We start from the raw sequence: 18926 nt of genomic DNA, 5'->3' as shown, positions 1-18926 counted from the left end.
AGTTGCTATGACGTAAGCATCGGTGGACTAGATATGTTGGGCGGCTTCGACAACGATTGCCGCGGCCGCACGGGCAGCTGAATCATCCTCGATCGGAGCACACGTGTCCGTCGTCCGATCGTGGGCAAGTCCGACGATCCCGAAGTGATCGGTGTCAAGGTCGGTGATCTCGGTCCGCCAGCCAGCAGCCACCAGGCGTTCGTAAAAGTCGGGCGTATCGGTGGGCGGAACGACAGCATCGTGGATAGCTCGAACCAGTGCTATTGAGCCCTGATTGCGCTCGGGGAGCGTCGATTCGTCGAAGCGTTCACCCGACAATGGGTCCTCCTTGGAGAAGCCACCGGCAAGGCATACGACGGGGACCTCGCCGAGGCCGAGACGGCGTGCGTTGAGGGCAAGGCTTGCCGCGGCTGCACCCCCAAGGGACCAGCCCGCGATGATGAACGGTTGGGCGAGTTCGCGGACGAACTTGACCGACTGCAGCAGGTCGTTGCGGCCACCGTTGGGAGCGCTGGCATCCCAGTCGGGTACGACGACGCGGACGCCGCCTTTGGCGATTCGTTCGGCAAACGGCCGTAGGACCTCGCGTTCATCGGGTCCACGGCCGTGCCACAACAGCACCGTCGGTGCCGGCGGCTCACCGTGCACGTCGAGCAGGCGGCCGGGCGCATATTCGAGTGTCTCGATCATGCTGCCAGCCTAGGCACCCAACACCAACCAGTGGTCGCCCCGCTGACGCGCATACAACGTGACGAGCCGCGCCGCGATGAATGCGCCATAGGCCATCCACAACCAGGTCAGGCCAGCGTCATATCGCCATACGAAATAGGCCAGTGGTGCATAAACGATGAGAACCACGAGCCCAGCCTTGGCCAGGTAGGTGCCGTCGCCGGCACCGATCAGTACGCCATCGAGTACGAATACGAGTCCGGACAGCGGCTGGATGATGGCCACGACAACGAGTACGGGTAGCAGCGCCGAGCGCACATCCGGGTCTGGGCTGAACAGTTGCGGCACGAAAGAATGGACGATCAACAAGATCGCAGCCGCGAGGAAACCACTGGCTAATCCCCACGCCATCATGCGGTTCGTGAGGTGCCGCGTTCGGGACGCATCGCCGGCACCCAGCGATTGTCCGGTCAGAGCCTGCCCGGCGATGGCTATCGCGTCGAGGGCAAAGGCGAACAATGTGACGATCGTGAGCGCGACCTGATGGGCGGCCAGGGGTGCGTCGCCCTGGGTTGCCGCGACCGCCGTGGCGATCAAAAGAGCGGCGCGCAAGGTCGCGGTACGGATGATGAGCGGGAACCCCTGGCGTGCCGACCAAATGATTTCGGCCGGTTTAGGTCGGACCGGTGCATCGACGCGGCGGGCGCGGCGAAGGACGCTGACGGTCAGCCATACGGCGGCTGACCATTGAGCGACTGCCGTGCCGATCGCGGCTCCGCCGATGCCAAGATCGAATCCGTAGACCAGTGTCAGGTTGAGAATCACGTTGAGGATGTTGGCCGCAATCATGACGATCAACGGTGTGCGCATGTCGAGGACGCCGCGTAGCGCGCCGGTCGCCGCGAGCACCACCAACATCGCCGGTATCGCGAGGCATGAGATGAGCAGATAGGTCCGGGCTTCGCTAGCCACTGGACTGGAGCTGGACAGCGCTGCGGTGATCGGTTTTGCGGTGATTGCGGTGAGGGTTGCGAGCGCGACGCCGAGACCCGCCGCGAGCCATACGCCGCTGAGACCGAGACTGAGCGCTCCGGAGTCGTCGCCGGCACCGTGATGGCGGGCAACGGCGGCAGTGCTGCCGTAGGCCAAGAAGATGCACAGGCCGACGATCGTCGCGAGAATCGTTGACGCGACCGCGAGCCCGGCGAGTTGGGTCGTGCCCAGATGGCCAATGATCGCGGTGTCGGCCAGCAGCATCAGCGGCTCGGAGACGAGCGCGGCAAAGGCGGGAATCGCAAGGGCAAAAATATCGCGGTCATCGCGTGTCCACAGCGCCATTCAGACCCCATTCCGACCAATTATGTCGACAAGTCTATGAACAGGCTGACCCACATCAAGATTGTCACGAACTATTTTGTCTCCACACCTTGCATATTGCATCTATGCAGTTCAGAGCCCTTTGTTGAGGATGTCTCATTTTGTTGTCCACAGGGCTGTACACAGACTGTGCACATGTATTTCGGCGTTTTTCCACAACTATCACCGAGTTGTACACACCCCCTGTGCGCGCTGCGCTTTCAGGTGATCCCTCCCGAAGCCTAGTGTGAGGGCATCGGTCTGTCAGACCCTGCATCTATGGTTGGTTCCAGATTCGAATTAAGGATTTTTGTTGAGCGTCACGGACCTGTACGAAGCGCAGACCGAGCCTGATGACGGCCACGGTCCTGGGCGAGTTCCGCCACAGGACCTTCCGGCCGAGCAGAGCGTGCTCGGTGCGATGTTGCTCAGCCGACAGGCGATCGACCCCGCCACCGATGTTCTGACCGGCCGCGATTTCTACCGGCCTGCGCACGAATTGATCTTCGAGACGATCGGCTCGTTGAGTCAGCGTGGTGAGCCCGCTGATGCGATCACGGTTGCTGCCGAGTTGCAGCGTCGCGGCGAGCTCGCCCGCATTGGCGGCGCACCCTATCTCCACACTCTCGTCGCGGGCGTCCCCATCGCCGCCAACGTCGACTTCTACGCTGAGATCGTCCGCGAAAAAGCGATCCTTCGGCGCTTGGTCGAAGTCGGCGGCAAGATCGCTCAACTTGGCTATGCGGAGCAGGGCGAAGTGTCCGAACTCGTCGACCGCGCCCAGGCCGAAGTGCTCGATGTCGACGGCTCCAATAACAAACTCGACTACCGCTCGGTCAGCGAGTTGATGCCGCTCACGATCGACGAGATCGACGCAATCCAGAACCGCGACGGCCAGATGTATGGCGTTCCGTCCGGCTTCCCGGAGTTGGACAAATACACGACCGGGTTCCGGCCCGGCCAGATGATCGTCGTCGCGGCTCGACCCGGTGTCGGCAAGTCGACACTCGGACTCGACTTCTGCCGGGCCGCGTCGATCCGCAACAACCTGTGCAGTGCGATTTTCTCGCTCGAAATGACCGGCGCCGAGATCGCGATGCGATTGCTGTCCGCCGAGGCCAAAGTCGGCATCGGCAATATGCGTGGCGGCGGCATGTCCAAACGTGACTGGGATGCGATCACCAAGGTCATGCCCAAGGTTCAGGCGGCGCCGATCATCATCGATGACAGCCCCAACATGACGATGCCGGAAATTCGCTCAAAGGCGCGGCGGATCAAGAAGTCCAATGGGCTCGACTTCATCGTGATCGACTACCTCCAGTTGATGACCTCAGGCAAACGGGTCGAGAACCGTCAGGTCGAGGTCTCGGAGTTCTCTCGTCAGATCAAACTGCTGGCCAAGGAGCTCGAAGTTCCGATCGTCGCGATCAGCCAGCTCAACCGTGGCTCGGAGCAGCGCACCGATAAGACGCCGATGTTGTCGGACCTGCGTGAGTCTGGCTCGATCGAGCAGGATGCTGACATCGTCATGCTGCTCAACCGGCCCGATGCGCACAGCCCGGCCGGTGACTCCGAGCGACCCGGTGAGGCGGACATCATTATCGCCAAAAACCGCTCAGGACCAACCAACAAGGTTGCGGTCAGCTTCCAGGGCCACTACTCGCGGTTCACCCCAATGTCGCCGGAGGTCGAGGCAGCAGGAGGCAGCGCCGCCGGCGACTTTTACTAGGCGGCCGCGGGCGTCAGCCAAAGATTATTGGTCTTCGTCCGAATGCTTAGTGGTGCGAGATCGGGTCTTCTTAGACCCGGCTGGTCGCTCGCGGCGCGGTGGAATCAGGCTCACACCGTCAGTGACGTCCTCAATGACATCTTCGATCGCTTCACGCAGATCGGTCCGGCTGCGGTCGGTGTCGCGCGGCCGTTTGAGCGACCATGGTTCGAGATGTTCGTAGCCTTTTACTGAGGTGCGACGCATCGCTCGGACTCGAAGGCTCTCTTCGTCCCGCAAGACCTCGGCCATCGCGTTGTCCATGACGGCGCGACCGGGCCGCGCGACCGACGTCAACCGTGAAGCCACGTTGACGACTGGACCGAACACATCCCCGAGCCGGCTGAGCACGTGTCCGTAGGCCATACCGACCCGCACCTCGGGGAAATCATCGTCGGCAAGATGTTGCTCAAGGAGTTCCAGCGCAAGCAGTGCACATTCATAGGGTGAATCGACAACGAACAGGACTTCGTCGCCAATCGTCTTGATGACCTGACCGCCATGATCGGTGATGAGCCGGGTGGTTACCTCTTCGAATCGCTCAACCATGGTGGCGAGCTCGCTGGTACTCAGCTGGCGGCTGCGCGAGGTGTAACCGACGATGTCGGCAAAACCGGCGCACATTTTGAACCCCTCGGAAGAATTGGTCTCGCGAAGCAGCAGTCGGTTGGCAGCGCTGAGCAGGTGCCGGCGCCATACATAGGACTGCACTCGCTCGGCTATCGGGACGATCTCGTCGATCATGTCCAACGGGACCCGATCGTCGTCGTTGGCGAGCAGGGGGCCGAGAATCGCTTGGGCATGCCATTCGGCCAGACGCGCAAAGGTGTGCCCGGTCGATCGGATGAAGGCCTGCTCGGTCTCAGCGGTCAGAACACCGATGTCGATCAGGGTTTGGGTTAATCGGAGCGCCTCAACGTCGGCGGCTGTGAACGCCACGTCATCGTCGTCGACTGCTGGGAAACCGAGCGTCCGCCACCGCTCTCGGGCGACGTCGATAGGAATTCCCGAGCGCTCGGCCACATCTTGCCGGGTCAAGTTGGGCTGCTCACCGAGCAGGAAGACCGACATCGCCGAAATTAACGCGGACGGGTCGAAGTCTGCCTCGCCCGATTCGCTCATTTGCTGCGGTTGGCCTCGAAGCGCTGAGCGGCGGTGGCGCGGAGAACTTCACCGATACGCGGAATCTTCTCCACCAACGCTGAGATGTTCTCGGTGGCAAAGTTGATCGCCTTGACCGGACTGGAGGTCAGCACCGAAGCCGAACGAAGGCCGTGCCTGACAATCGCCATCTCGCCGATGAAGTCACCGGCGGTCAGGGTCGCGATTTCGGCGCCGTCGCGTCGGATCGATACGGTGCCTTCGAGGATGAAATAGGCATTGTCGGCGGGGGTTTTCTCCCAGATCAGCGACCAGGCTGCGGGCACGTTGACGACGCGCCCTGCGGCCGCGACGTCGTTGGCCTCGCTGTCGTTAAGGGCGACGAGCTCCTTGATACGGCTCACGACTGCTGGATCGGCTGCATGACGCATGAATATTGTCCTTGTCTTGGAGTCCCGAGATGATTCTCCATTGTTCCCTCTTGGGTCGAATCTTGTCATCGCGATCAGGGCGTGTCTAGCAGTTGGGGTATGTGACGCCGCTGACATGCCGATCATTGGTAGCTGATGAACTCCGGCCGTGGTTTGACATTCCGCCAGGTCTTCGCGATCGATAGGGTCGGTTTGTCCTCGTCGTAGAAGTTCTTCCAGCCCCAGAAGGCGCCGTGCGGGGCATCATTGCGGATGGCTTTCCAGGTCGCACGCTTTTCCGGTTGTGATCCCTGACCGTCGACGTGAATCAAGATCGACAGCTCGGGATGATGCATCGACAGGTGCTTGCGGCCGTGGATCATCCGTCGTTGGAACTGGTGCAGAATCAGCAGCTTCTGCGGGAGTGAATGCTTGCGGGTGAGCGCTGCCAGCCAATCGGCGGTTCGATTGATCTCGCCGATGTCGACCGAGCCGAGCTGTTGCAACGGCACTTGGTGTCGAGTGAGTCGCCATTCGGGATCGAGTGCGAGACCCACGTGTGGCAACACGAGCAATGACTCATATCGTCTGGCCTGACTCAGGAAGTCGCTGCGACCGGGCTGCAGATCGAGTACGACATACATGCCAGCCTTGGTGGCCGCTTTCACCCACGGTTTGAGCACCGAGAGCGGCGTTTCGCTCGAATAGTTCTTGTCTTTGCCTTTCCCGGCGCTGGCAACAGTCGCGATGATCTCGAAGGCGGGCACAACCGGCTTCTTACTCAGGCGCTGGTATGCCCGCGCGGTGCGTTTAGCCCGGGCGATGCTCGTGCTGAGTCGCTTCTCGCCTAGGACGCCGAGCGCGCCGCTGCTCGGATGGCCATACAGTGCGACCATAGTTCGGCCCGGGAAGACGAAGTAGCCGCCGCCGGGCTGCGCCGGAGCGTGGCGCACGACATCGAGGGTGTAGCTGAACGCGGCCTTGAAACTGCTGCCGAGTGCGATGACGGGACTGTCGGGTCGGGCCTTGAGCAGTTTGGCCGCGCGGGCGTCGCGCCGGGGATCGCCACCGGGTAGCTCGAGAATAGTCGCGCCGACGTTGCGCGCGTTGACCAGCGCGGCCGAATCTTTGCGGGTCGAGCGAGTGACGACAATCGTGTCGATTGCCGGTGCGGTGGGGGCGGCTGTGAGATCGGTGGCGGACACGCGTTTGACTCCGCTGAGAGCGCTTACGGTGACGTCGCCGAAGACAATTGCGCGATCGGTATGCAGTTGTTTGAGCTCTCCGGGCAATTCTGAGCCGGCCGGTAAAAGTGGCAGCCGGAGTCGGGCTGCCGTCCTAGCGGCGAGGCGACTCGCGGGAGGATCGGGGCTGGCGACAACCACGACTGGCGCACGACGATAAAACTCGCGCGCGGTGCCGAGCGTCAATTCGTCCGGGGTTGTGCCCGGAACGATTGTCAGAGCTCTAGTCGGCATACGCGTTTGAACGTGTTGTTCGGGGCTTGCGGTCCGTCCGGCGAGGAGCGACAGCAGGACGAAGATCACTGTGAGCAGCACGGGAATCAGTACGCGTGGTTTTCGGCGACTGGATATGCTCACGCCTGTGACCCTACTTGCCTTGATCGCCCAGGAAACGGCGAACGTCCCGACCAGCGGACTGGCCGGTTGGACAGTCGCACTGATGGACCGGCTCGGCTTGTTTGGCGCGGCGCTCGCGGTTGGCTTGGATAATATTTTCCCGCCCATTCCCAGCGAAATTATTCTGCCGTTGGCCGGGTTTGCGGCGAGCCAGGGCACATTCAGCCTCACTGGGGCACTGATCGCGACGACCGTGGGATCTGTCGCCGGCGCGCTCCTGCTGTATTGGTTCGGCCGAGTCTTCGGCCGCGAACGTGCAGTTCTCGTGTTCGACAAAGTTCCGCTCCTCAAGGTCAGCGATCTCGAACGCACCGAGGCTTGGTTCGCTCGGCACGGTGGCAAGGCGGTCTTCTTCGGCCGCATGGTGCCGATCTTCCGGAGCCTCATATCACTGCCAGCCGGAGTGGAGAAGATGCACTTCGCCCATTTCTTTGTCCTCACTACTGTCGGCAGCCTGATCTGGAACTCAGTGTTTGTCATCGCCGGCTACCGGTTGGGCGAGAACTGGGGCGCCGTCGAGCCGTATTCATCGGTCTTCCAGAAGGTTGTGATCGGCGCGGTCCTGGTTGTGATCGGCAGCTTCGTGTTCATACGAGTGCGCGAGCTGTTGCGCACCCGCCGTGGCGAAGTCTGAGGGAGCCGAATGCACGCTCAAGCACCGCGAGTTAGCATCGGGGTATGAGCGAAGAAACCGTCATCGCAAACGTCAGCAAAGAACTGTTCATCGCCGGATCTTGGCGCGCTGCCGAGGGCGGCAAGACGCTCGATGTCGAAGATCCGTCGACTGGGCGCGTGTTGGCCAGTGTTGCCGATGCGAGTGTTGCTGACGGCAAAGCCGCGCTCGACGCTGCCGTTGCCGCACAGGAATCGTGGGCGGCCACCGCGCCGCGCGACCGGGGCGAAATCCTCCGCAGGGCGTTCGAGTTGATTACCGAGCGTACCGACGAACTAGCGCTATTGATGACCCTTGAGATGGGCAAGACGATCGCCGAGTCGAAGGCTGAGATCGGCTATGGTGCGGAGTTCTTCCGCTGGTTCGCAGAAGAGGCAGTGCGCATTTCCGGTCGCTATTCCACTGCGCCGAACGGTGCGACGCGACTGTTGACCATGCAGCAGCCGGTCGGCCCGTGTCTCATGATCACGCCGTGGAACTTTCCGCTCGCGATGGGCACCCGCAAGATCGGCCCCGCGATTGCAGCCGGCTGCACGATGGTGGTCAAACCAGCTTCACTCACGCCATTGTCGATGCTGGCGCTTGGCGACATTCTCACCGAAGCCGGGTTGCCAGCGGGCGTACTCAACATCATCACGACGTCCTCATCGGGTTCGGTTATGGAGCCGATCATCACTGATCCGCGGCTGCGCAAACTCACTTTTACTGGCTCCACCGAGGTCGGTCGCAGCTTAATCGAGCAGAGCGCGCAGGGTGTCCTGCGAGTGTCGATGGAGCTGGGCGGCAATGCGCCCTTCCTGGTGTTTGCCGATGCGGATCTCGACAAGGCCGTCGAGGGCGCGATGCTCGCCAAGATGCGCAACATCGGTGAGGCCTGCACCGCCGCGAACCGTTTTATCGTGCACAGCTCCGTGGCGGCGAAATTTACCGCAAAGCTGGCCGAGCGTATGGCCGCGCTGTCGATCGGCCGTGGGTCGGCTGACGGGGTTGATGTCGGTCCGCTCGTTGAAGCCAAGCAGCGTGACAAAGTCGCCGAACTTGTTGATGATGCGGTCGCGCAGGGAGCAACCGTTGTCACCGGTGGGTCCACGGTCGAGAGCGATGGCTACTTCTATCAACCGACAGTGCTGGCCGATGTGCCGCAAGCGGCACGAATGTTTCGCGAGGAGATCTTCGGGCCGGTCGCGCCGATCTACACCTTCGATGAGGACGACGAGGGCATTGCGATGGCCAATGACACTGAGTTCGGGTTGGTCGCTTACGCGTTCACGCAGAACTTCGCTCGTGCGATCACGGTTTCGGAGCGGCTGCAGACCGGGATGGTCGGCATCAATCAGGGCGTTGTGTCGAATCCGGCGGCACCCTTCGGCGGGGTCAAGGCCAGCGGCTTCGGTCGAGAAGGCGGCGCCGAAGGCATCCACGAATACCTCGAAACGAAGTACGTAGGCCTAGCCCTCTAACCATTGTAGTTTCCCACGATAACCCCGAAAGTTGGCACTCTTAACACGTCACAACCTGTTAGGAGTGCCAGATAAGTGTTAGAAGTATGGGCGATACCGACCGACATACGAATCGCCCCGGAGTGTCATGTTTCGAAGGCAGCGCGCCGAAGTTATAACAGAAACCTAACGCTTATGACAGGTTACAACCTGTTATAAGCGTATGGATCGAGGGTTATCGTGGGAAACCGTCGAGGGTTAGTTGTTCTGGAGATAGTCCAGCAGAACGGGGAGCTGGCTGTGTTCGACATCTTTGGTCGCGGTCAACAGGGTGACAGTGTCGCCGGCTGAGCGAAGTTCTTCGACGGCGGACGTATGTGCGTCGAGTTCGATCCGGTAGCGCTTGGAGAACTCCGCAAAACTGTCGGGGTTCTGGTGGTACCACTTACGCAGATCAGTTGATGGAGTCACCTCTTTGGGCCATTGATCGAGCTTGGCCTTCTCCTTGGACAATCCGCGTGGCCACAGTCGATCGGCCAGCACGCGTACCCCGTCATCGGCGGCGGGTTCGTCATACACACGCTTCATCCGGAACTCCATAACTTCACGATACTCCCGGCTCTGCAGGCTCAGCGTCCCTCGCACGCTCGCGGAGAGCTGCCAACCAGCCGGTGGCGATGCCGATAACCAATATGGTCGCCGCACCGCGAAACCAAAAAATGTGGCTCGTGAAGAACGAGATCGTTGCCATGGTCAACAGGAGCGCCGGGATCGTGGCCGCATGACCGTATCGAACAACCGCGTCGACCGCGACCGTGACGCCGGCGACGAACAGGCCGCCGGCTCCAATGAACTCAAGCGGCGCGCCGAGCTCGAAGAGATAGCGGACTTCTGGCGGACGCGGGACGCCCGGACCGAGCCGGTGGGTGATGTGCCCCGCACCGGCGCCATTGATGACATCGAGGGCCGTGTAGCTGGTGGCGTAGACGTAAGCGGCAACGAAGACCAGGAGGGCGGCGGGATCGCGGCGGCCGCGAACCAGTGCCATCAGCGCGACACCGACCAACGGAAAGATGAAGATCGCGACGATATGCATCGAAGTCCAGTGCCCGGACGTGGCATACGTCAGGTGCCGCGGGTGTGTGGCGCCGGCGATCGCGAGAAGCACGCCCGGCAGTGCGAACAAAATGGCCAACGCAGCCATTCGTCGCCGAGATCGTGGCGAGGAAGAAACCATAGTTCGACGCTACCGTCGATGTGCGGCGTCCGCGCGGCGACAATCAGGCGGCGACAATCAGGTGGTGACCATCAGAATGGGATGTCAGCCCTTCGTTCGTCACGAGATTTGCGGTCGCACGTGCCGTCGGCAAACTTCACGCCGTCCTGGAAGTGTGCCTCAATCTGGCCGGAGCCGAACTGTTCCACGTACAGTCGCGAATAGAGGCCACCTAGCGCGAGCAGTTCGTCGTGCGTGCCTTCCTCGACTAGAACGCCGTCCTCGAGCCCGAAGATGATATCGGCCGAGCGGATCGTCGAGAGTCGGTGCGCGATCGCGATCGTCGTACGGTTCTGGGTCGCGCGTTCAAGTGCTTCCTGCACGAGTCGCTCGGTCTCGGTGTCAAGCGCTGACGTGGCTTCGTCGAGGATCAGGATGCGCGGGTTCATGAGCAGTACGCGGGCGATCGCGAGGCGCTGTTTCTCGCCGCCGGACAGGCGATAGCCACGCTCACCGGTCACCGTTTCATAACCCTCGGCGAAACTCATTATTCGATCGTGGATGTTGGCATCACGGGCGGCTTGCTCAATCTCTGCGGCGCTTGCATCCGGTTTTGCGTAGGCAATGTTGTCGCGAATCGTGCCGTGGAAAAGGTACGGCTCCTGGGTCACCATGCCAACCGCATCGGCCAGTGATCCCATCGTGAGATCGCGGACGTCGTGATCGTCGATCAGGAGTGCACCTTCGGTCACGTCATAGAAGCGGGGCACCAGATAGGTCATCGTGGTCTTTCCGGCGCCGGACGGCCCGACGATCGCGGCCAACTGGCCGGGCTCGACGCGCAGCGACAAATCGTGCAGTGTCCACGCAGGCCCGTCGACGGGATCGGTGTCGTCGCGCTCGATCCGGACTCCGGTTGCGCCGAAACGGTCTTCGGTATCTGGACCGTTCAAACTGCGCGACTCCGGATAGCGGAATGAGACGTTGCGGAACTCGATCCGGCCCTTCAACTCGTCGCCGGTCAGGTCGTAGGCACCGGGACGCTCGGTGATAGCCGGTTCGAGGTCAATGTATTCAAAGATTCGGCGAAACAGCGCGAGCGAGGTTTGCACGTCAAGAGTCACGCGCATCAACTGCATGAGTGGCATTTGCAGGCGTGCCTGCAGCGTCGTGAACGCGACCAGCGTGCCAGCGGTCAGCGTGGTCCCGGCCCCGAGCATGTGGCCCGCAACGAGATAGATCAGTGCCGGTGTGATTGCGAAAAAAGTTTGGACGATCGCGAAGAAGGCGCGACCGGTCATTGCCTGCTCGACCTGAAGCCGGGTCTGGTTGTTATTGGCGCGTCGATAGCGCTGGGACTCAGACTCGGCACGGTTAAAAACCTTCGACAGCAAGATCCCCGACACGGAGAGCGCTTCCTCGGTGATTGCGGTCATGTCCGAGAGCGACTCCTGCATCCGCCGGGCCAAGCGTTGCCGCCGCTTGCCGACCTGCAATTGGATCCACACAAACAGTGGCATCACGATCAGGGTCAGGATCGTCAACTGCCACGACAGCAGGACCATCGCGATAAACGCGGCAATCACGGTCACCGTGTTCTGCAGGATCGTGGTGGCGGTGTCGGTCAGCACCGTGCGCACGCCGCTCACGTCATTGGCCAAGCGGGACTGGATTGCACCGGTCTTGGTGGCGGTAAAAAACGCGAGTTCCATCTTCTGTAAATGTGCGAACAGATCGCTGCGCAGATCGGCCATCGCCGAGTTGCCGACCCTGCTGGTCAGGAAGTTCTGGCCGATACCGATCAGCGCGGCGACGACAGGGATCGCGATCATACCGACGACAAGTAAAGTCAGCAGGTGGAGATCGGGTTGCTTGGACGCTGGGAACAGCGCGTTGTCGAAGACAGCTTTGGTAAGGAATGGGGTGATCGAGTTGAGTGCTGCCGCGATGACAACCGCGACTCCAACCAAGGCGATCTGGACTCGATAGGGCCGCAACAACCGCGCGACCCGTGGAATCACCTGGGCTTCGTCGGCGTCAAGCGCCGCGGCAGCTGGGGTCATTCGATGTCGATCTTGCGCAGGTGGATCGTCACGGGCAGCTCAGCGGCCGAGACGAAATCGGGAGTGCCCCAGACCCCCGCATCGGAGCGCAACACCGCCCAGACCGACAGCTTGGTCGGGTCGGGGGCGTCGGCGCGGTCGACGGTCAAGGTGAACTCGTGGGGGACTTGGAAGACCTCGAAGGCGGTCGCAGCGAGGACTTCGGCCTTGCGGTTGACGACTTTTACTGAGGCGATCGAGCCGCGCGGAAGCTCGATCTTCTCGCGGAAGGTGACCGAGCCGGTGATCTCGTGCAGGAATTTCGACATATGGAGATGGTATCTGCCTCAGCCCACGGCGATTGCCTGCGCAAACCCCAGTGGTGGCCGACCGATAAGGCGGCCGATATCGGTGCTGACCGCATTCAGTTCGCCGTCACGGATCGCGGTGTAGGTGCTGATCCAAGCCTCGAGTTGCCACGCATCCGCGCCGTAATGGGCGCGACTGGCGTGGGCCTCGGCTATCGTCTCGTTGACGAACGTATGGCTGCGGCCCGTCACGCGGGTGAGATCGGCGGCGATCTCGGTCAAGGTCAGCGCTTCGGGGCCGGTCAGATCGTAGGTGCTGTGGGCGTGCGTTTGCGCATCGCGGAGCACCTGGGCGGCGACGTCCGCGACGTCGATCTGCGAGACCGGGGCGACTCGACCGCGTCCCGCGGGTCCACGGATGACACCCTTGGCGTCGGCGAACTGCTCAAAGACCTCTGCATAGAAGTTGTCCCGCAGGAATGTCCACACCATTCCCGAGCTGCGGATGTAGTCCTCGGTGGCACCGTGATCACGAGCGAGGCTGAATTTTGAGCGAGCGCTGGCACCGATGAAGGACAGATAGACGATGTGTTCGACACCGGCCGCAGCGGCCGCGGCGATGAACGCCTTGTGCTGGTCGAGCCGGTCTGCTGACTCGTGCGCCGACACCATGAACAGCACGGTCACGCCCTCAAGCGCTGCGCGGGCCGCGGCGTCATCAGCGTACGAGCAGACCCGAACCTTGGTGCGCCGCAACTTGGGTGCGCGCCGGGCTTCGCGTACGAGCAGCCGTGAAGTCAGGCCAGCTTCGCTGATGTGGCGGGCAACGCGGCCGCCAACCGCGCCGGTCGCGCCGGTGATGCCGATCAGAGTCATGTCAGCGACAACCATACGCATAGCAATTGGATTCCCAACCAGATTGCACGGTGTGCCCAAGTGGATCAGGGGTGTCATGATGGAGAAGTTAGGCCGGGGTGCTCAATTCGGATGCGCCCGGCGGCCCGGAGGGGGCAATCACGCATGAGCACTGCCACGAAGGATCCCGATAAACCGGTATCCAGGCCAAGTGAGAGTTACACGAGCCTCTTCACCGACCTGCTCGCAGATGTGCGCGATCGCGGTCTTCTCCGCCGGCGCTATGGCTATTACTGGACGCAGATCGCGATGCTTATCGCCGCTTTCGTTGCCGTATGGGTGGGCTTCTTCGCGCTCGGAAACTCATGGTTCCAGCTCATCATTGCCGCGCTGCTCGGCATCGTCACAACCCAGTTCGGCTTCTTGGGACACGACTGCGCGCATCGCCAGGTGTTCGCAACCGCACGCTGGAACGACTGGACCTCGAGGGTGCTTTCGGGGGCGTTCGCTGGCCTGAGTTTCGGCTGGTGGCGGACCAAGCACAATCGGCATCACGCTGCGCCGAACCAGGAGGGCGCTGATCCCGACATCGGCGCTGGCGCACTTGCCTTCACCAAGACCATCGCCGACAGCCGGACCGGCTTTGCCGGCTGGTTCGCGCACCACCAGGGCTGGTTCTTCTTCCCGCTGCTGACGCTCGAGGGGCTCAATTTGCATGCCGCGAGCGTGCGTGTGGTTCTGGGTCGACGCACGATCGCGTTCCAGCGCACCGAGGCCTTCCTCGTGCTCACCCGACTGGTCGGTTATGTCGTTGTGTTGCTGATGTTCTTGCCATTGGGCAAGGCCATCGCGTTCTTCTTCCTCCAGATGGCGGTCTTCGGGCTGTGCCTCGGTGCCACGTTCGCGCCCAATCACAAAGGTATGCCGATCGTCCCGGCGACGATGAAGATCGACTTCTTGCGACGCCAGGTGCTGATGTCGCGCAATGTTCGCGGCGGATTGCTTACTGACTTCATGATGGGCGGGCTCAACTATCAAATCGAGCATCATCTGTTCCCGAGTATGGCCCGCTGCAATTTGAAGAAGGCGCAGCCCATCGTGCGCGCCTACTGTGCCGAGCGCGACGTCGCCTACAGCGAGGTCGGGCTATTCGCTTCGTACGCGATTGTGGTCGGCTACCTCAACAATGTGGGGTTGCGCGCCCGCGATCCATTCAGCTGCCCGTTGTCCGCAGAATTGAGAGGTTGAGCTGGTCGAGCTAGGCCGCAGTTGAGTCGGTGATCGGCGCTGACAAATGACCACCCTCGTTGTCCCAGCGTTCTTCGGAACTGACCTGTAACTCGGCGTAACTGGCTGTGCTCTTGGTGATCATGACTGATCCCCTTTCGATACGGCAAGCCTACGCCCCGGGGGTCGTGCAATTCCGTGAGAATTGAGTCGATTGCCGTTCGTCAACGGGAAACCGGCCGTAGACTTCGGTGCCGGCTTTTGCACCACCTCTAGGAGAACCAATGAATCGACTTGCTGCGCTGCTCGACGGCCGTACGACGGTCATGCTCGACGGCGGTATGGGCACGCTCCTGCAGGACGAGGGTCTTGAGGGCGGCGCAGCCGGCGAACTCTGGAATGTCGAACGGCCCGAGGTCATTCGCTCCTGCCATGAACGTTATGCCCTTGCCGGCGCCACCATCCTGACGACGAATACCTTCGGTGGCACACGCCCGCGGCTCGAGATGCACGGTCTCGCCGACCGACTCCACGAACTCAACCAGGCAGCCGCCGAAATCGCGCACTCGGTAGCCCAGGAACACGGCATACTCGCTGCCGGCGGCCTCGGTCCGACCGGCGAGTTGATGGCACCGCTTGGCGTGGTTGATCACGATGCAGCGAAGGCGTTTTTCGAAGCTCAGTTGCGTGGCCTACGTGATGGGGGCATTGATTTGGTTCTGATCGAGACGATCAGCGATCTGGCCGAGATGGTCGCCGCGATCGACGCTGCTCGCTCGATCGTCCCTGATCTGCCGATCATTGCGTTGATGAGTTTCGATACCAACTTGCGCACGATGATGGGCGTACGCCCGGCCGATGCGGTCATCGCCCTCGCTGACGCGGGAGCTGATGCGGTCGGTGCCAACTGTGGCCGCGGTCCGGCCGAAATGGAGACCATCGCGACCCAGATGGCAGCGGCGCGTCCCGACGGATTGCTTTTGGTCGCGGAGTCGAATGCCGGTCTGCCGCAGGTTGTCGGTGATCACTTTGAGTACGACGCCGGGCCCGATGTCATGGCCGAACACGCTCTGGTCCTCAGGGATCTCGGCATCGACATCATCGGTTCCTGTTGTGGATCGACGCCAGCTCATACTGCCGCGATGCATGCGGCGTTGGAGTCAGCGCTGTCGGTCTGAGGGACGCTCAGACACGGGTCAGTGGAGGCGACTCGTTGCTCTGTCGGGATCGTTGTCGGGCGCTGTGTATAGCGTGGACGAATACCCCAATGAGCACGAGCAAGATGGCCGAATACACGCCGACAGAGAATCCCGACGACCACAGGATCGACCAGTCGCCGTTGCTGATCTGTAGGGATTGCCGCAACTTCGTTTCGGCCAAAGGCCCGAGAATTACTCCTATGATGGTCGGCACCACCGGTAGGCCGAACCGGCGCATGATGAACCCGAGTATTCCCACGCCGAGCAGAACCATGATGTCGACGGTGCTGGTGTTAACGCTGTAACTGCCGAGGACGGCAAAGAACAAGATCCCAGAATACAAATACGGACGCGGCAGTTGCAGAAGCTTTGCCCAGATGGGCGCGAGCGGCAGGTTGAGCACTAGGAGCAGAGTGTTGCCGATGAAGAGACTTGCCAACAGCCCCCATACGAGATCGGGACTCTTTTCGAACAATAGTGGGCCGGGCTGGAGATCGTAGCGTTGGAATGCGGCCAACATAATCGCTGCCGTCGCTGTGGTCGGCAGACCGAGAGTCAACAAAGGCACGAGTGTTCCGGCCACTGAGGCGTTGTTGGCTGCTTCGGGACCGGCCACACCTTCGATGGCACCATGGCCGAATTCCTCGGGGTGACGGGACAACTTCTTTTCGGTTGCGTACGAGAGAAATGTTGGAATCTCGGCCCCGCCGGCGGGCAGCGCACCGAATGGAAATCCTAGCGCTGTTCCTCGGAGCCATGGCTTCCACGAACGGCGCCAATCCTCGCGGTTCATCCAAGCCTGACCCACCGGGATCACTTCAGGAACTCCGTGCCGAAGATGCGCCGCGATCCACAGTGCTTCACCGACGGCGAACAGTCCGACTGCGACCACGACCACGTCGATCCCGGTCGACAGCTCTGGAACGCCGAAGGTCAAGCGTTGTTGCCCGGTGATTGAGTCGATGCCGACCAGCCCTAGCGTCAAACCCAGTGCGAGCGAAGCGAATCCACGGATGACGGAACTGCCCAGAACGGTGCTCACCGCGATGAACGCGAAGACCATGATCGCGAAGTAGTCTTGCTGGCCGAAGCCGATCGCGAACTTGACCACGAGCGGTGCGGTGAACACCAGCAGCATTGTCGCGATCGTGCCAGCAACGAAGGATCCGATAGCCGCGGTGGCCAGAGCCGGCGCGGCCCGTCCGGCCTTGGCCATCTTGTTGCCTTCGATTGCGGTCATCACCGATGAACTCTCACCCGGAGTGTTCAGCAGGATCGACGTTGTGGAGCCGCCGTACATGCCGCCGTAGTAGATACCGGCGAACATGATGAGCGCAGATGCCGGATCCAGCGTGAACGTCACCGGTAGTAACAACGCCAACGTCATGGCTGGGCCGATGCCAGGTAATACACCGATAAAGGTGCCGAGGATGACCCCGATCAGTGCGTACATCAGATTTTCGGGCTGAGCGGCTATTGCGAGTCCGTCGAGCAAACTATTGAGTGAATCCATGGGATACCTCGGGATTAGTGGGGGCCGGCGGGGAGATACACGCCAAGGAGTTGGGTAAAGAGAAGGAATGCGATCAACGGAAGTGCGACGCTGACGATGAGATCGAGCCACAGTCGACGGCTTCCCAGCAGTCGTGCGGTGCAGAAGAAGAGGATCATGCCTGCTGCGGGGAAACCAAGGATCGGGATGAGTTGGCCAGCGGCGGCGATCACCGCGATCAGTCCAAGCAACGTCGGCCAGTCCGAACCTTGGCTCAGATCGACATCCTCGCTGATCTCGGCTTCGCCGCGGCCGCCGCGGGCAATATCGAGGGCCAGCAGTACGGAGGTCACCAAGAGCAGCCCACCAACGAGGAACGGAACGAATCGCGGGCCGATCGGATTCGAGCCAGCAAGGGTCTCGCTGATGTGGGTCGCTTCGAACAGGACAAGGCAGCCGAGCACGGCCAGGAGGCCGGCCACTCCGAACTCGGAGCGGCCGGTCCCTGACGCGGTGTCAGGGGTGTCGACTTCCGGCTGGGTCACTTGACTAGGCCAAGATCGGTCAGGACCTTCTCGACCCTAGCGTTCTCGGCGGTGATGAAATCGCCGAACTCATCACCGGTGATGAAGGCATCGGTCCAGCCGTTCTTCTTCTCGGCTTCTTCCCATGCCTTGGTCGCGTGCATCTTGTCCACGAGGGCGATCAGATTCTTCTTGTCCTTCGCGCTGATACCCGGAGGGGCCATCAGTCCGCGCCAGTTGGTGAACTCAAGATCGACGCCCTGCTCCTTGAGCGTCGGTGCGTCGAAACCGGGGACCCGCTCGGCGCTCGTTATTGCAAGCACGCGCAACTGACCTGCTTCAATCTGGTCGGCATACTCACTGACTCCGGCGGCTCCGACTTTGATCTCACCGTTCAGCAGGCCGGCCAGTAGTGGGCCACCGCCATCATACGAGACGTAATTCACCGATTTTGGTTGAATCCCGACTTCGGCGGCAACGAGGTGTGGGGCGAGATGATCGGGTCCGCCGGGCGCCGAACCACCGCCGACGGGGAACTCGCCGGGATCGGCCTTCCACGCCGCGACGAGATCGTCGAGCGTCTTGTACGGCGACTTGCTCGGAACCACGAGAACGTCGGGTTCACTGATCAGCCGGGCAATTGGTGTCGCGTCGGCCAGGGTTGCCTTCGAATGATTGGTGAACACGGCCCCGACAACGCCGAGACCCATGAGCATAAGTTCGTTGCCGTCGCCTTTGGACTGCACCATGCGCGCGAGGCCGACTGTGCCGCCGGCACCTTCGAGGTTGTAGACCTGAGCGCTCGAGGCGACGCCTTCATCCTCCATGACCTTTGCTGCCACCCGGGCAGTTGTGTCATATCCGCCACCGGGTGAGTTGGGCACCATGATGCGCACCTTTGATGCGTTCCCGCCGTCACCTGAACTCGTGCCACACGCGCTGGCTGCCACCATCGCAACTGATGCGAGGCCGACCGCGGCGATCGATTTCCATGTGTTCATGACACT

At 61.6% G+C, this 18926-nt stretch carries 18 protein-coding genes; 5 read left to right on the top strand and 13 right to left on the bottom strand.

Translation table 11 applies throughout. From position 1 onward, the window contains the following. Positions 1 to 27: 27 nt before the first annotated feature. Both AC2YB9_RS17685 and AC2YB9_RS17680 read right to left on the bottom strand, forming a co-directional pair. Complete coding sequence (locus AC2YB9_RS17685; protein ID WP_487266681.1) at positions 28 to 690, bottom strand: alpha/beta fold hydrolase; 663 nt, start codon at positions 688 to 690, stop codon at positions 28 to 30. A 9-nt stretch (positions 691 to 699) separates the two neighbouring features. Next, on the bottom strand, positions 700 to 2007 hold the full coding sequence (locus AC2YB9_RS17680) for an MATE family efflux transporter (protein ID WP_487266680.1): 1308 nt from the start codon (positions 2005 to 2007) through the stop codon (positions 700 to 702). 346 nt (positions 2008 to 2353) lie between these two features. Here AC2YB9_RS17680 and dnaB point away from each other — a divergent pair, with 346 nt between their 5' ends. Continuing rightward, positions 2354 to 3754, top strand: a complete 1401-nt coding sequence (gene dnaB / locus AC2YB9_RS17675; protein ID WP_487268641.1) for a replicative DNA helicase — start codon at positions 2354 to 2356, stop codon at positions 3752 to 3754. A 24-nt stretch (positions 3755 to 3778) separates the two neighbouring features. Here the strand turns inward: dnaB and AC2YB9_RS17670 are convergent, their stop codons facing one another. From AC2YB9_RS17670 to AC2YB9_RS17660, 3 genes are all read right to left on the bottom strand, one after another. Then, positions 3779 to 4915 carry an adenylate/guanylate cyclase domain-containing protein gene (locus AC2YB9_RS17670; RefSeq protein ID WP_487266679.1) on the bottom strand — a complete coding sequence of 379 codons (1137 nt, stop codon included), beginning with the start codon at positions 4913 to 4915 and terminating at the stop codon, positions 3779 to 3781. After that, a complete protein-coding gene (locus AC2YB9_RS17665; protein WP_487266678.1) occupies positions 4912 to 5325 on the bottom strand; it encodes a Crp/Fnr family transcriptional regulator in 414 nt (137 codons plus the stop codon). Before AC2YB9_RS17665 ends, AC2YB9_RS17670 begins: the two co-directional genes overlap by 4 nt. A gap of 122 nt (positions 5326 to 5447) precedes the next feature. Next, positions 5448 to 6905 carry a hypothetical protein gene (locus AC2YB9_RS17660; RefSeq protein ID WP_487266677.1) on the bottom strand — a complete coding sequence of 486 codons (1458 nt, stop codon included), beginning with the start codon at positions 6903 to 6905 and terminating at the stop codon, positions 5448 to 5450. Positions 6906 to 6909: 4 nt separating this feature from the next. On the opposite strand from AC2YB9_RS17660, the gene AC2YB9_RS17655 reads away from it, so the two are divergent. Both AC2YB9_RS17655 and AC2YB9_RS17650 read left to right on the top strand, forming a co-directional pair. Then, positions 6910 to 7578, top strand: a complete 669-nt coding sequence (locus tag AC2YB9_RS17655; protein WP_487266676.1) for a DedA family protein — start codon at positions 6910 to 6912, stop codon at positions 7576 to 7578. A gap of 44 nt (positions 7579 to 7622) precedes the next feature. After that, entirely contained in the window at positions 7623 to 9077 is a 1455-nt protein-coding gene (locus AC2YB9_RS17650) for an NAD-dependent succinate-semialdehyde dehydrogenase (protein WP_487266675.1), read from the top strand. A 237-nt stretch (positions 9078 to 9314) separates the two neighbouring features. Here the strand turns inward: AC2YB9_RS17650 and AC2YB9_RS17645 are convergent, their stop codons facing one another. The 5 genes from AC2YB9_RS17645 to AC2YB9_RS17625 all read right to left on the bottom strand — a co-directional run bounded on the left by AC2YB9_RS17645 (position 9315) and on the right by AC2YB9_RS17625 (position 13576). Beyond that, positions 9315 to 9656 (bottom strand): DUF488 domain-containing protein, encoded by a 342-nt coding sequence (locus tag AC2YB9_RS17645; RefSeq protein WP_487266674.1) that lies wholly within the window; start codon positions 9654 to 9656, stop codon positions 9315 to 9317. A gap of 4 nt (positions 9657 to 9660) precedes the next feature. Continuing rightward, positions 9661 to 10293: a hypothetical protein gene (locus AC2YB9_RS17640; protein ID WP_487266673.1), complete on the bottom strand. Its 633-nt coding sequence runs from the start codon at positions 10291 to 10293 to the stop codon at positions 9661 to 9663. A 71-nt stretch (positions 10294 to 10364) separates the two neighbouring features. Continuing rightward, positions 10365 to 12335, bottom strand: a complete 1971-nt coding sequence (locus tag AC2YB9_RS17635) for an ABC transporter ATP-binding protein (RefSeq protein ID WP_487266672.1) — start codon at positions 12333 to 12335, stop codon at positions 10365 to 10367. Further along, positions 12332 to 12643, bottom strand: coding sequence for a YbaY family lipoprotein (locus AC2YB9_RS17630; protein WP_487266671.1), 312 nt, complete (start codon positions 12641 to 12643; stop codon positions 12332 to 12334). The genes AC2YB9_RS17635 and AC2YB9_RS17630 overlap by 4 nt, the downstream gene beginning before the upstream one ends. An 18-nt stretch (positions 12644 to 12661) precedes the next feature. After that, complete coding sequence (locus tag AC2YB9_RS17625) at positions 12662 to 13576, bottom strand: SDR family oxidoreductase (protein ID WP_487266670.1); 915 nt, start codon at positions 13574 to 13576, stop codon at positions 12662 to 12664. Between the two features lie 66 nt (positions 13577 to 13642). Between AC2YB9_RS17625 and AC2YB9_RS17620 the strand changes: the two genes are divergently transcribed. Then, positions 13643 to 14725 carry a fatty acid desaturase family protein gene (locus tag AC2YB9_RS17620; protein WP_487266669.1) on the top strand — a complete coding sequence of 361 codons (1083 nt, stop codon included), beginning with the start codon at positions 13643 to 13645 and terminating at the stop codon, positions 14723 to 14725. A 263-nt stretch (positions 14726 to 14988) separates the two neighbouring features. Next, positions 14989 to 15882, top strand: coding sequence for a homocysteine S-methyltransferase family protein (locus tag AC2YB9_RS17615; RefSeq protein ID WP_487266668.1), 894 nt, complete (start codon positions 14989 to 14991; stop codon positions 15880 to 15882). Between the two features lie 7 nt (positions 15883 to 15889). On the opposite strand, the gene AC2YB9_RS17610 is transcribed toward AC2YB9_RS17615, so the two are convergent. From AC2YB9_RS17610 to AC2YB9_RS17600, 3 genes are read right to left on the bottom strand one after another with little or no spacing between them, the layout of a single operon-like run. Continuing rightward, on the bottom strand, positions 15890 to 17416 hold the full coding sequence (locus AC2YB9_RS17610) for a tripartite tricarboxylate transporter permease (RefSeq protein WP_487266667.1): 1527 nt from the start codon (positions 17414 to 17416) through the stop codon (positions 15890 to 15892). 14 nt (positions 17417 to 17430) lie between these two features. Beyond that, on the bottom strand, positions 17431 to 17940 hold the full coding sequence (locus AC2YB9_RS17605) for a tripartite tricarboxylate transporter TctB family protein (protein ID WP_487266666.1): 510 nt from the start codon (positions 17938 to 17940) through the stop codon (positions 17431 to 17433). Further along, positions 17937 to 18920 carry a Bug family tripartite tricarboxylate transporter substrate binding protein gene (locus AC2YB9_RS17600; protein WP_487266665.1) on the bottom strand — a complete coding sequence of 328 codons (984 nt, stop codon included), beginning with the start codon at positions 18918 to 18920 and terminating at the stop codon, positions 17937 to 17939. Before AC2YB9_RS17600 ends, AC2YB9_RS17605 begins: the two co-directional genes overlap by 4 nt. Positions 18921 to 18926: the final 6 nt, after the last annotated feature.

Source organism: Aeromicrobium changchenzhani (genome assembly GCF_057586615.1).
The sequence above is the reverse complement of the archived record's forward strand: the minus strand, read 5'-3'. Positions and strand labels throughout refer to the sequence as shown.